Source organism: Pseudoramibacter alactolyticus ATCC 23263, from assembly GCF_000185505.1.
In the GTDB taxonomy this organism is placed as follows: Bacteria; Bacillota; Clostridia; order Eubacteriales; family Eubacteriaceae; genus Pseudoramibacter; species Pseudoramibacter alactolyticus.
Genome location: NZ_GL622359.1, coordinates 786410 through 799338, shown reverse-complemented (window position 1 = coordinate 799338; position 12929 = coordinate 786410). Strand labels below are relative to the sequence as shown.

The 12929-nt window shown below is 43.2% G+C and carries 13 protein-coding genes and 1 riboswitch; of the genes, 9 read left to right on the top strand and 4 right to left on the bottom strand.

Annotation, left to right across the window (positions count from 1 at the left end):
- Positions 1–11: 11 nt before the first annotated feature.
- From mnmL to HMPREF0721_RS03735, 3 genes are read left to right on the top strand one after another with little or no spacing between them, the layout of a single operon-like run.
- On the top strand, positions 12–1076 hold the full coding sequence (gene mnmL / locus HMPREF0721_RS03745) for a tRNA modification radical SAM protein MnmL/YtqA (RefSeq protein ID WP_242821850.1): 1065 nt from the start codon (positions 12–14) through the stop codon (positions 1074–1076).
- Positions 1077–1091: 15 nt separating this feature from the next.
- On the top strand, positions 1092–1934 hold the full coding sequence (locus tag HMPREF0721_RS03740) for a GTP pyrophosphokinase (RefSeq protein WP_006598227.1): 843 nt from the start codon (positions 1092–1094) through the stop codon (positions 1932–1934).
- 31 nt (positions 1935–1965) lie between these two features.
- The gene (locus HMPREF0721_RS03735; RefSeq protein WP_006598226.1) at positions 1966–2544 is read left to right on the top strand and encodes a Uma2 family endonuclease; all 579 of its coding nucleotides are present in this window, start codon (positions 1966–1968) and stop codon (positions 2542–2544) included.
- Between the two features lie 46 nt (positions 2545–2590).
- Here HMPREF0721_RS03735 and HMPREF0721_RS03730 read toward each other — a convergent pair whose 3' ends face one another.
- The 4 genes from HMPREF0721_RS03730 to HMPREF0721_RS03715 are packed head-to-tail and all read right to left on the bottom strand — an operon-like array spanning position 2591 to position 6967.
- The gene (locus HMPREF0721_RS03730; protein ID WP_006598225.1) at positions 2591–3745 is read right to left on the bottom strand and encodes a hypothetical protein; all 1155 of its coding nucleotides are present in this window, start codon (positions 3743–3745) and stop codon (positions 2591–2593) included.
- Complete coding sequence (locus HMPREF0721_RS03725; protein WP_006598224.1) at positions 3732–5549, bottom strand: HAMP domain-containing sensor histidine kinase; 1818 nt, start codon at positions 5547–5549, stop codon at positions 3732–3734. Before HMPREF0721_RS03725 ends, HMPREF0721_RS03730 begins: the two co-directional genes overlap by 14 nt.
- Positions 5549–6235, bottom strand: coding sequence for a response regulator transcription factor (locus HMPREF0721_RS03720; protein WP_006598223.1), 687 nt, complete (start codon positions 6233–6235; stop codon positions 5549–5551). The genes HMPREF0721_RS03725 and HMPREF0721_RS03720 overlap by 1 nt, the downstream gene beginning before the upstream one ends.
- Before the next feature lie 21 nt (positions 6236–6256).
- Complete coding sequence (locus tag HMPREF0721_RS03715; protein WP_040640242.1) at positions 6257–6967, bottom strand: tRNA 2-thiocytidine biosynthesis TtcA family protein; 711 nt, start codon at positions 6965–6967, stop codon at positions 6257–6259.
- 127 nt (positions 6968–7094) lie between these two features.
- On the opposite strand from HMPREF0721_RS03715, the gene HMPREF0721_RS03710 reads away from it, so the two are divergent.
- The 6 genes from HMPREF0721_RS03710 (at position 7095) to ftsX (ending at position 12908) form a co-directional block, all read left to right on the top strand.
- Complete coding sequence (locus HMPREF0721_RS03710; protein ID WP_040640241.1) at positions 7095–7592, top strand: COG2426 family protein; 498 nt, start codon at positions 7095–7097, stop codon at positions 7590–7592.
- Between the two features lie 6 nt (positions 7593–7598).
- Complete coding sequence (locus tag HMPREF0721_RS03705; RefSeq protein WP_006598220.1) at positions 7599–8411, top strand: HAD-IIB family hydrolase; 813 nt, start codon at positions 7599–7601, stop codon at positions 8409–8411.
- A gap of 80 nt (positions 8412–8491) precedes the next feature.
- Positions 8492–9688, top strand: a complete 1197-nt coding sequence (locus HMPREF0721_RS03700; protein ID WP_040640240.1) for an aminopeptidase P N-terminal domain-containing protein — start codon at positions 8492–8494, stop codon at positions 9686–9688.
- Positions 9689–9763: 75 nt separating this feature from the next.
- A riboswitch (SAM riboswitch) is annotated at positions 9764–9857 on the top strand.
- An 81-nt stretch (positions 9858–9938) separates the two neighbouring features.
- Complete coding sequence (metK, locus tag HMPREF0721_RS03695) at positions 9939–11099, top strand: methionine adenosyltransferase (protein ID WP_006598218.1); 1161 nt, start codon at positions 9939–9941, stop codon at positions 11097–11099.
- Positions 11100–11320: 221 nt separating this feature from the next.
- Positions 11321–12007 (top strand): cell division ATP-binding protein FtsE, encoded by a 687-nt coding sequence (ftsE, locus tag HMPREF0721_RS03690; protein ID WP_006598217.1) that lies wholly within the window; start codon positions 11321–11323, stop codon positions 12005–12007.
- Complete coding sequence (gene ftsX / locus HMPREF0721_RS03685; RefSeq protein WP_050786957.1) at positions 12000–12908, top strand: permease-like cell division protein FtsX; 909 nt, start codon at positions 12000–12002, stop codon at positions 12906–12908. The genes ftsE and ftsX overlap by 8 nt, the downstream gene beginning before the upstream one ends.
- The last annotated feature ends 21 nt before the right edge of the window (positions 12909–12929 follow it).

Genomic DNA, 12929 nt, shown 5'->3' with positions numbered 1-12929 from the left:
GCGCCGATTGTATGATGGTATACAATCGGCGTTTATCAGTTTTTAGATTAAACATCAGTGTTGTTAAAATGAAACAGAAGGATCTAAAAGATCAAAGTATAGCGATATTCCACTCTTCAGATCAATTGACAGAGTTGCCCTATTACCCCTATTCCCAGTGGCTTAAAGCACACTATGGAGAAAAAGTTTATAAAATTCCAATTAATGCAGCGGGGACGTGTCCCAATCGTGATGGTAAAATCGGATATGGAGGCTGCATTTTTTGTGGTGCGTTTGGCGGCGGGAATGAGACACTGCGGGGATCAATCAATATTTCAGAACAGCTTGAGATCAATAAAGCTTATATTGGCAAGCGGTATCATGCTCGAAAATTTATTCCTTTTCTTCAAGATTTTTCGAACACCTATTTGCCTTTTGATCAATTCAAGAAAAATATCGCGGCTTGTCTCGGAAATGATGTGGTGGGAATTGCTATTTCGACGCGGCCGGACTGTGTCACGAATCAACAAATTGATTGGTTGAAGGATTTTAAACAGCAGCATCATATCGATATTGTTATTGAGTTGGGACTTCAGAGCGCCAATGCGCATTCGCTCCAAAAATTGAATCGCGGGCATGGGCTGGCTGACTATATTGATGCTGCGCTTCGTATAAAATCAGCCGGGCTGCAGTTGTGCACACATATGATTTTGGATTTGCCCTGGGATGACGATCTGGATATTATTGAAGGTGCAAAACTCCTATCCGTAGTAAAAAATGATTTTGTTAAATGCCATTCGCTTTATATCGAAAAGGGAACCGAGTTGGCAAAAATGATTGCCTCGAAAGAGGTGCATCTGTTATCCCTTGAAACGTATCTGCATCGAGCTAAATTATTTTTGGGTTATTTAGATCCTAAAATCGCACTGCAGCGAATTATCGGACGGGCCCCAAAACGGGACTCGATCTTGACAAATTGGAATACAAGCTGGTGGAAGATTCGGGATCGGTTGGTGGATGAGATGACTGAGGTTGGCTTAAAGCAAGGAGACCTCTTGAAGATAGACCGGGAAAAATTATCAGATTGTATGAAATGACGGGGGAGATCAAAAATGAAAACACAAAATTGGCAAACGCTTCTAATTCCCTATCAACAAGCGGTTGATGAGCTCTTGCTGAAAATCAATCATTTACGGCAGCAGAGCATGCAACTCGGAGAAAATTCACCCATTGAGACGGTGACCGGCCGGGTAAAGTCGATTTCGAGCATTCTTGAAAAGATCAATAAATACGACTATGATATCGGCGAAGTGGAGGATAAAATTCGAGACATTGCGGGTATTCGCATTATCTGCCAATTTATTGAGGATATTTATGAAGTGTCCAATATGTTTTTTGATCGAGACGGAAAGGATCTGAAAGTCGTTCAAATAAAAAATTATTTACGGGGGGAAGATCATTCTTTTTTCCAAAGTGGGCAAGGTCATCCCAAAGAAAGCGGTTATCAAAGTTATCACATGATCATCAGTTACCCGGTGATCAGTTCATTAGGGTATCGGGAAGTGTTTGTGGAAATTCAAATTCGGACATTGGCAATGAACTTTTGGTCAGTCATTGAGCATTCACTGAATTATAAATACAAAGGCCGCGTGCCTCGTGTGATTCGGGAACGCCTGACCAATACGGCAGGAACGGTTAACCGCTTGGATAATGAAATGGCAGTAATTCGGGATGAAATTTTATCAGCGCAAAAACTTTTTAAAATGAAATCCGGGACGGTTAATGATATACTGGATAATATCCTCAATTTGCGCAAGCTAAAGCAAGAGACTTTAGCTGATGCCTATGAACAGGAATTTCAAGTTATTTCTGCAAAAGAGGATCTCATTCAGCTCATTCTTTTAAAAAAGGAATTGGAGTCGGAAGTTGGCAGGATCAAAGGAGATGCGCTTTAAAGCGGAAAAAGATAAAAGGAGATCTACGCGAATGGAAATGGGAAAAAAAGAATCGCCGGAAACAACGGAAATTTTGAGTCGCCAGATGGGTAAGCCGTTAGCCGCTGACGAAGTGGAATCGGATGAACAAACGCCAGCCGTGCAGGGAGAATTGATCAACGGTGTGGAATATGCTAAAAACACGGTTGATACAAATGCGAAAACTATTGTCAAGTTCTTTCAATCCGTTTTGGGTCAATACCGTTTGAGTCATCGCCCTTTGGATACGATCAGTGATATGAACGGTGTTTTAAAAATCGAAGCCATGGAAAAAACGCAACTGCGGCCGTCCCTTTCCGTGACGATTAACGGGAGCTCTTTTCCTGACTGGATTATTGAAGTAGTTTCGCCGGATGAGGAAGAAATGACTTATCTAATGAAAACAGGAATTTATGCCGAAGTTGGCGTTCGGGAATATTGGATTGTCGATCCAGAGAAAAAAGTGATCTTGGATTATGATTTTGGAAAGCATGGATTCGTTCCTAAAATTTACGACACGCCGCAGCGAATTAAAGTTGGGATCTATAAAGATTTGTTTATTTCATTTTCAGATATTTTTAAAGCCCGATAAAATACAAAAAGTCTCAGTCATTGATCAGTGACTGAGGCTTTTTGGCTTACTTTAGATCAATGCGATAGATGGCTTCATTTCCGTGATTGCTTTTATCCGGGATCTCAACGGAAAAGAAAAGTGTACCGCTTTTCTTTTTTTGCTGACTAAAAACAGATGACGATAACCGAAGGGGTGAGGTAAGTTGCTTTTGCTGTTTTGTATTAAGATCGATGTATCGGAGGGTCGCAGCATTAGAAAACGTGGAGCCATATCCTTGGGACACGATGACCGCGTTGCGCTTCAATGCCGTTATCCGATAGAAATATCCGGTCGTTATTTTCTTGATTTGTAATGTTTTGGACGAATACGTTTTGATTTGTCTTTGACGATCCATTGTTCGCAGATAGACAAGGCGATGGTCTTGGTTCATCCAATCAAAATCGGTAACCTTGTGGTCAATGATCTGCAATTTTAGCGGCTGTTTTTTTGCGCGCGGGTGATTTTCCAGAAGGGTAGTGTATAAGGTTGGCGTATCGTCATTCTTTTTTTGTCCTAAAAAAAACAGCCGATGCGTTTGAGGATCGCAATATATTTTTGAAATGGTTAATGACCGGGACAGGTTGAATATCCGACGATTTTGATGCGAATCAATGACAACCAGATGCCCGGATTGGTCGGCGTAAAGCAAATGCGTTTTGTCCGTTGCACACAATGCCGGCTGCACGGATTCGCCGGGAAGAGAGAGCACTTTGGTCAAGGCACGGTTAAGCGAAGACCACACCAATTGGTAACGGCGGGAGCCGCTTGAAGCGGTGTTTTGTGTATTAAGGTAATACACGCCTTTACCATCACCTTGAAAAACCGTTGCCGTCGCTCGTTTGTCTGAGGTGATAAAATTTTGATTGGAACCATTTTGCGGATTGAGCAGGTTCACCGTATAGGCGACAGGCGGAACGGCAGAGGCATTGGTAACCAGCAAAACAGATTGTTTGGGATTGATGGCTTGAATATGACCGTAACCGATTTGTGAAAAATTGGCGACGCGAATATTTGCAGGCGCAGGCTGACAAGCTTTGCGGCTTGAGAGGGTGTGAATTTGATCAACCGGGATAAAAATTGCGCGGCATCCTGAACAGAGAAAAAAGACAGCAAAGATAAGCCCCGTCCACAGGATGAACTTGATGTGCCCGAATCGAGGCGTTGTATTATTGAGGTGCATGGGGATTTTCCTCCTGTTTATAAGCGCCGATGTAGGGCAGCAAGACCATCACGTTGGTGCCTTCTCCCAATTTGCTCTCAATCTGAATACGCCCATGATGTTTTTCGGCGATCTGTTTTACCAGATAAAGGCCGAGACCGGCGCCGCCTTCGCCGTTGCTGCGGGAGCGATCTTCATCAACGCGGTAAAAAGCATCAAAAATTTTTTGAACTTCATTATCGGACATGCCGATACCGTAGTCGCGAATGGAAGTTACCAAATAATTGGAATCAACGGTAGAAACCACGTCAATAATATCGCCGTCATTGGAATATTTAATGGCGTTGTGTAGGATATTGATAAATAGTTGGGCCAGGCGGTCATAATCGCCGAGGATCTCCGGCAAGTGATCATCTGACTTATAGGTGATGGCAATCCCGCGGGGCTCGGCTTTAATATGCATCTGATTAATGACGTCCGAGAGTAAATTGTGGAGGTCGAGATTGGTCCGACGCACGTCAAATTCTCTAAGATCGAGCCGGTTGGCATTGAGCAAATCATCCACAAGACGCAACAAGCGATTGCCTTCATGATTGATGGTATTCAAAGAATTTTCGAGAATTTGGCCGTCGACAATATGCCGCCGCGTTAACATATCGGTGTAGCCGATAATGGTGGTTAACGGCGTGCGCAGTTCGTGAGAAACAGAACTGATGAATTTTCGCTGATCTTCGTGAAATTGTTTGGTTGCGGTCGCGTTTCGGATGATCAGCAAATAGTTTTCCTCGACGCCGGCGCCGCCGATAGGACTGCCGATGATTAAAAGTGATCGATCGTCGCAGTCGATCTCTTCTGAGATATGATTTTTACCATTGCGCAGTTGATCAAAAATATCGCGCAAAAACGATTGAAATTGGAAGTCATAAATGGTCTTGGGGTTGGCGACATTAAAGTATTTTTTGATATAAGCGTTGGATGTGATGATGGTGCCATCGCGATCGAGGGCTAAGACGCCGTCATCAAAGGCCGCCAATACGGACGCTAAACGTTGGCGTTCCATATCTAATTGTCGGATTACATGGGCTGTGTTGGTCGCCATCTGATTGAAAACCTGTGCTAATTGGCCAATTTCATCTTTTCGGCCATAACTGATTTGGACGTTATATTCACCTTTGGTCATTTTGTGAGCGATTTGGGTAAGATCGGTAATAGGGACTATAAGATATTTCGAAAGACGAAAAATGATAGCCAGCAGGATAAAAAGGCTCAAACTTGCAGCCAATAAATATAATTGAATAATCTGCATGAGCATCGCATTGAGCGCATTAAGCGAGAAATAAATTCCCAGATAGCCGAGGAAATGGCCATTCACTTTTAACGGCGAGATGTATAAAAGATAAGGCTTATCCCCGCGGCTGTGATAATAAAAGGAACTTTGACGAATGGTTTTTAACTTAGCGGATATTGGTTGAATGCGGTTATTAAAATCTTGATTGTGCTGGGAAGCAGTGCCCAACAGTTCTCGGTTTCGGCTCCAAAGAAAGATGTCAGTATTGGTATTTTCCAGCTGAGATAACGACTTGGCCCAGGCGGATGCATTTTGTTGATACGCAGCGCGAAGGTCTTGAGCGTCGAGGTGGCCATAGCCCTTTTCCTGGCGAATAAAAAGAATGGTGTCTCGATGCATCTGTTCAGCACGGACAATGCGGCGGGAAAGTCCGATAAAAAGGATTCCTTGAATCAACACAATCAGGATAATGGAGAAGATGGAAAGATAAGCAAAAAGGTTGTAGAAGACCATGCGGTTGCGGTAAGACTGACGCATTATACTTTCCTCATTTTATAACCGATACCAAAAACCGTTTGAATTAATTTATTTGGATGGATATCAATCTTGCGGCGGATGCGCTGAATATGCATGTCAACCGTTCGTGTGTCGCCATAATAGTCGTATCCCCAAATTTCTTTGAGCAATTCATCTCGGGGAAAAACCTGTTCCAAATGCGAAGCCAAAAGCAGGAGCAGATCAAATTCCTTTGGCGTCAGGTGAATTTCATGGTCATCAAGTTTAACAATTCGCTCATCCGGGATGATGCAAAGCGGACCGTTAATAATTTTGGCGGATTGCATATCGGCGTTCGTGATTTTTTTCGCTCGGCGTAAATGTGCTTTTATTCGCGCCAATAATTCACGATTGTCAAAAGGTTTGGTTAAGTAATCATCGGCACCGAGTTCCAGGCCTAATACTTTGTCAACAATATCGGTTTTTGCCGTGAGCAAGATGATGGGAGTATCCAATTTCTGTTGGATTTCTTTACAAACATCATAGCCGTTTTTTTTCGGCAGCATAATATCAAGCACAATCAAGTCGGGATAGGATTCAAAGGATTTGGCGACAGCCTCTTCGCCGTCAAAAGCTGTAATGACCTGATAGCCTTCAAAGGTCAGTTCCATTTTAATAAGGTCGACGATGGCTTTTTCGTCATCCACCACTAAAATTTTTTCATTCATCGGTTCCCTCCGATTAGAGTTTTAAAACCATAGCCGCATTTGATTTTTATTTTGAATCGCACTCATAATCCTCGGATTCAGATCTGGAATTTCTTTTTTGAGCTGTTCAAGCATATTCTTAACAGTTTGGCGTTTGGTGTGACCGTCGGCAGGGCAGGTGCTTTGAATGAGTGGCAGGTGCCGACAGGTTTTATCAAAGATGATATCCTTTTCCTTGACGAAAACCAGCGGACGGATCAGCGTGATTTTCTTGCGGTCAAGATAAGTCACCGGCATAAAGGTGTTGATGCGGCTTTCGTAAAGCAGACTGAGAAAAAAAGTTTCGACCACGTCATCCGAGTGGTGTCCGAGGGCAATTTTATTGCAGCCCAGTTCTTTGGAAAGATTATGCAAGGCGCCGCGCCGCATGCGCGCACAGAGTGCGCAAGGATTTTTCTCTTGCCGGATATCAAAGACAACCTTGGCGATGGCAGATTTTTTAATGGTGTAGGGCACATTGATGCGCCGACAATAATCAGCTATCGGAGAGAAATCCATCCCTTCCAGTCCTGCATCCAGCGTGATGGCTTCTAATTCAAAGGGAATAGGTGAAAATTTTTGATAACGAGCCATTGCAGCCAACAGCGCCATGCTGTCTTTACCGCCGGAGATGCCAATGGCTATGCGATCGCCTGGCGAGATCATATCGAATTGTTGGATGGCCCTTCGCATTGGACTGAGAATTTTCTGCATCATTGATTTTATGCGCAAGCCTTTCTAAGCAGTATTTATTGAAATTTTTATGAATTGCGGTACAATGGATAAACAAATTTATTTTATCATAAAAAAAATGACAATTCATTACGAAAGGAGATTTTTAGTGGCACACACAATCATCCAATTTTTTTCTTTTTTGCCCAATTGGCTGGAGGTTTTTGTTATTGCCTTTGTGCCCGTCGTAGAATTGCGGGGGGCGATTCCCTGGGGCACGCTAATGCTGCACATGCCTTATCTTAATGTGTTTCTTTTGGCATGGCTTGGTTCCATTTTGCCGGCCCCTTTTATTTTAAAATTTATTCCCGCCGTTCTCACCTGGATGCGCACAAAGAAAGGCGTGTTAAAACGGTTGGCAGAATGGATTCATACGCGGGGAATTAATAAATCTCAGCAGATTACCAAATACAAATTTTGGGGACTCATGATATTCGTGGCCATTCCATTGCCGGGAACCGGTGTTTGGACGGGCTGTCTTGCGGCCTCACTTATTGAAATGGATTTTAAGCGAGGGATGCTTTCTGTTGTTTTAGGATCGGCGATCGCCGGTGTGATTGTGACATTGCTGTGTGCTTTTGGCTTGATGGCCGTCAGTGCGTCATAGAAGATTATGAAGTTCCAGAAAAAGATTCGGTTAATGGCGTTGGATCTGGACGATACACTCTTGACAACGGATAAACGTTTTACGGAAAGAACTCGGGAAGTGCTTCGAGAGTGCATGAATCGTGACATTCGCGTAGTGACCGCCAGCGGCCGTTTTTTAGAATCGCAGTTGATTTTTGTAAAAAATTTGAATCTCGGAATGGAACATTCGCCGCAAATTGGTGATGGCGGCGGAACAATTTTTACCGAAGAGAAATTATTGTGGCGTTTGGGCAAGATGACGAAGGCTCAGGTAAAAGCCGTGTTGGCGCAAATTCACAGATATCGGCTTAAAGCTTATATTGCGGACGGATTGAATGTTTATTATGAACGCCAATATCCGGAAATGAAGCATCTTTATGCGGCACAAACAACAGTCCGGCGCCGTTATGTCTATCCGGTTGATGATTTATCCGAGATTGAAAATCCATTGCGCTTTATTTTTTATTGCGAAAATGAGATGGAGATGACGAAGGTCAGGCAGATTCATGTTTTAGGACTGAGCGTTTATCATGGCGGCCGCACCATTATGGAAATCGCATCGAATGAAATGAATAAATTTCAAGCCCTAAATTTTTTATGCCGGCATTATGGCTTGTCGATGGATGAAGTGGCCGCGGTTGGTGACAGTGAAAATGATTTGTCCATGATTCGCGGTGTAGGGCTCGGGATGGCGGTAGGCAATGCCGCGTCCATTTTAAAATCCGAAGCGGATGTGGTCGGTTCATGGAGCAACGACGAAGATGGTGCTGCAAAACTGATTGAAAAATATGTGTTATAGCAATTAAAATTAAAGTCAGTAATTGATTCGATATAAGAAAGTGTGAAAATATCATGACGATCGAGGAAGAAAAGACATGCTTGAGAGCGAAAGATTATTATAAACAACGTCGAAAAAAATTGGCGGGGATGTTGCCGGAGAAAGCCGCAGCCATTGTCTATGCCGGCAGGGAAGTGACTAAATCGTTAGATGAAAATTATCCTTTTTACGTGAACAATAATTATTTTTATTTTACGGGATTAACCGAGCCGGAGGGAATTTTCGTAATGGCAAAAGGCGATGGAACGATTCACAGTCATCTTTTCATCAGAAAGTCAGATCCAGACAAAGAAAAATGGTTTGGCCGTTATCTTACTGCGGCAGAGGCTAAGCAAATTTCAGATATTGATGCAATTGATTATCTTGAAAACTTTGATGAATGGTTTCTGACTGAAATCAAAGAAAAGACACTTTATCTGGACGACACCTTGCCGGCACATCAAACCTTGGATATCGAAGGTTGCTCCTTCATGAGTTTGATGCCAATGTTGTCAGAATTGCGTCTGATTAAGGACGATTATGAAGTGGCGATGTTGCGCCGCGCGATTGACGTGACCGACGAAGGGATTCATGCGATTTTGAAACAGATGCAGCCCGGTCAATATGAATATCAGATGGAAGGCCTTTTCGAATATACGGTTTATGATCACGGATCTGAGGAAGTTTCGTTTGAAACCATCGCGGCATCCGGAGAAAATGGTCCGATTTTGCATTATATGACCAATCGAAATATTCTAAAAGATTATACCATGGTTTTATTTGATCTTGGTGCGCGCTATCGCGGCTACTGTGCTGATATCAGTCGCACGTTCCCGGTAAACGGCCGCTACACGAAGAATCAAAAAAAATTATACAACGCGGTTCTCAAAGCACAAAAAGAAATTATTACCTATTATCATGTCGGGGCAGAAATGAAAGAAGTGCAGCGAGTGTCCCGGGAGCTGCTCTGGCAATACGGCAGCGAAACGGGATTGTTTGCCAAAGATGCGACGATTGATGATTATTATTATCATGGCATCGGTCATTCGTTGGGGTTGGATACACATGATTTATGTGAAAACCGTGCATTGAAATTGGAGCCGGGCATGGTGATTACCTGTGAACCCGGTCTTTATATAGCTGATCGAGGCATGGGAATTCGAATTGAAGATGATGTTCTGATCACGGATGACGGGCCGGTTGTTTTGTCACAACAAATCATTAAAGAGGCGGACGCGATTGAGGCCGCCATGGTTTGAGGCGCGTGAAAAAATTGTGCTGCCACTTGACAAACGGTTTTCAGAGCGTTAACATGTTCATCATAATTGAATATTGACCTATCCAGAGCGGTGGAGGGAAAGGCCCGATGAAACCCGGCAACCAGCTTTTGCATGGTGCCAATACCTTCAGAAATCTGAGTGATGGGATCCATAAAATCCCAGGTTTTGCCGTGGGATTTTTTTATAGGCGACATTTAATTATGATTTTAACCGTTGAAAGGAAGAAAGCATGAAGAGATTATTTACTTCAGAATCGGTCACCGAAGGTCATCCGGATAAAATCTGTGACCAAGTTTCGGATGCAGTACTGGATGCCATTTTGGCAGAGGATCCGATGGGGCGTGTGGCCTGCGAAACGTCTGTTGCAACAGGATTGGTTTTGGTCACGGGTGAAATTACGACGGATTGTTATGTGGATATTCCTAAGGTGGTCCGCGAAACGATTCGGGAAATCGGTTATGACCGCGCTAAATACGGATTTGATTGTGATACCTGTGCGGTGTTAACGTCGATTGATGAACAATCACCGGATATCGCCATGGGGGTTGATCAATCTTTGGAATCCAAAGAGGGCGGCGATCTTAATACCGGTGCTGGGGATCAGGGAATGATGTTCGGTTATGCCTGTGATGAAACAGAAGAATATATGCCGATGCCGATTTCCTTGGCACACAAACTGACAAAAAAATTAACAGAAGTCCGGAAAAACGGTACGCTGGCATATTTGCGTCCTGATGGGAAATCCCAGGTAACCATCGAATATCAGGATGATAAACCCATTCGTGTGGATACGGTAGTCATTTCCACCCAGCACAGCGCCAAAGTCGATGCCAAAACCATTCGCCGAGACATCATTGAGTACGTGATTAAAGCGGTTGTCGATGCCGATATGATGGATGAAAATACCAAGATCTTTGTCAACCCGACAGGCCGTTTTGTGGTTGGCGGGCCGCAGGGGGATGCCGGTTTGACCGGACGAAAAATCATTGTGGATACCTACGGCGGTGTCGGCCGGCACGGCGGCGGTGCATTTTCCGGAAAGGATCCGACAAAGGTCGACCGTTCAGCGGCATATGCGGCGCGGTGGGTTGCAAAAAATATTGTTGCAGCTGGTTTAGCGAAGCGCACAGAAGTTCAGCTGGCGTATGCGATTGGCGTGGCGAAACCTGTTTCAATTTATGTTGATACCTTTGGGACAGGCACCATTCCGGACGATCAGATTGTCGCGTTGATTGAAGAAAATGTTGATCTCAGACCAGATGCGATCATTAAGAATCTGGATTTGAGAAGACCTATTTATAAACAGACGGCTGCCTATGGTCATTTCGGCAGAAACGATTTGGATCTGCCTTGGGAAAAGCTTGATCTAGTGAATTGCTTTAAGAAATGATACAGATATTTTTCTGAAATTAAAATTGCGTGTCGCAAGATAAAACTCTGTGACACGTAATTTTTTTGATCTAAAATCTTGAATAAATCTTGATAGGATTTGTATATTTACAGCGCATGCGGTATAATATATGCGTTTAATTCAGATGGAATTTTGCGTTTGCGTTAACAGTATGTTCAAGATGTACGAAAATAGATTAAGAAAGCGTGGTATAGATAGTAATGATAGAATTTGTTGATGTGACCAAAACATATGAAAAGAATGAAAAAGACGCTTTAAAGGATGTTAATTTATTTATCGATAATGGCGAATTTGTCTTTTTAGTAGGCCGGAGCGGTGCTGGAAAATCGACTTTTATCAAATTGCTGCTGAGAGAAATTGATGCGACCAATGGTATTGTTAAAATCAAAGGCCATGATATTTCGCAGTTGACGAAAAAAGAAATTCCGTATTTGCGAAGAAAATTAGGAGTTGTTTTTCAGGATTTCCGGCTTTTGGAAAACAAAAATGTATATGAAAATGTGGCCTATGCTATGGAAATCATTGGCCGGCCGGAGAAGAAAATACGTAAAAAGGTTCCATTGGCGCTAAGCATGGTGGGATTGTCAGATCGCATGTATCACTATCCTCACGAGTTATCGGGCGGTGAACAGCAGCGGGTGGTAATCGCCAGAGCGATCATCAATAATCCAAGCATTTTGATTTGCGATGAACCGACGGGAAATCTCGACCCGGAAACATCGAAAGATATTATGCGCATTTTGTTGGAAATTAATCGGCATGGGACAACGGTCGTTGTGGTTACCCACGATATGAACATTGTCAAAACGCTTAATAAACGGGTTTTAACTCTTGAGGGCGGATTCCTAACGGGCGATAGCGCTAAAGGTGGTATTCAGAATGTTTAATTTAAGGCGTTCAACGATCAGAGATGCAGCGCAGAGTCTGCGGCGCAATTCGTTGATGAGTCTTGCGTCCATATTGGCAATAACGGCCGCTTTGATTATCCTCGGTATTTTTCTGGTGCTGACCATGAATATTCATCAGGTCACTGCCAATGTTGAGGATGAATTACAAATTCAGGTCTTTCTGACACAGAATCATACTGAGCAACAAAAAGACGCCCTGATGGATCGGATGCGGCAAAATGATTTAGTAAAAAAAGTGACTTATGAGTCGAAAAGCCAGGCTTTAAAGAAATTTTCGGCATCGCTTCAAAATGCTTCTGATTTAATGAGCGGTTTTAACCGCAAAAACAATCCGATGCCGGATTCTATCATCATTCGGGCTAAAAATGCCGATAATCTTCAGAAAATAAAAAATGATATTTCGGCATATAATAATGGCTCCGTCGGGATTGAATATATCAAATACGGCCGAGATTACATTAAGGCGCTGACGAACTTCAGCCATTTTGTCAATATGCTTTGCTTGGTGGTTGTCATTGTGCTTTCCGTTATTTCTTATTTTCTGATTTACAACACGATTAAGCTGACCGTTTTTGCCCGCCGAAAGGAAATCGGCATTATGAAATATGTCGGAGCGACAGACGGATATATACGAGCTCCTTTCTTATTGGAGGGCGCGATTCTCGGCATTATTGCCGCGTTAGCGGCGACATTGGCCATTCGGACTGGTTATTTTTATGTGCTCGGCTATCTAAGCGGGAATGCATTGATGCCGATCTCTGCAAATTTAGCTTCGCCGGCGTTAGTTATCAGTCAAATCGTTGTGTTCTTTTTGATTTATGGTATTGTGATCGGAACATTTGGAAGTCGTGTCGCCATCAGCAAATTCCTTGATGTTTAGTGGCGTAGATTGGGGTTCGAG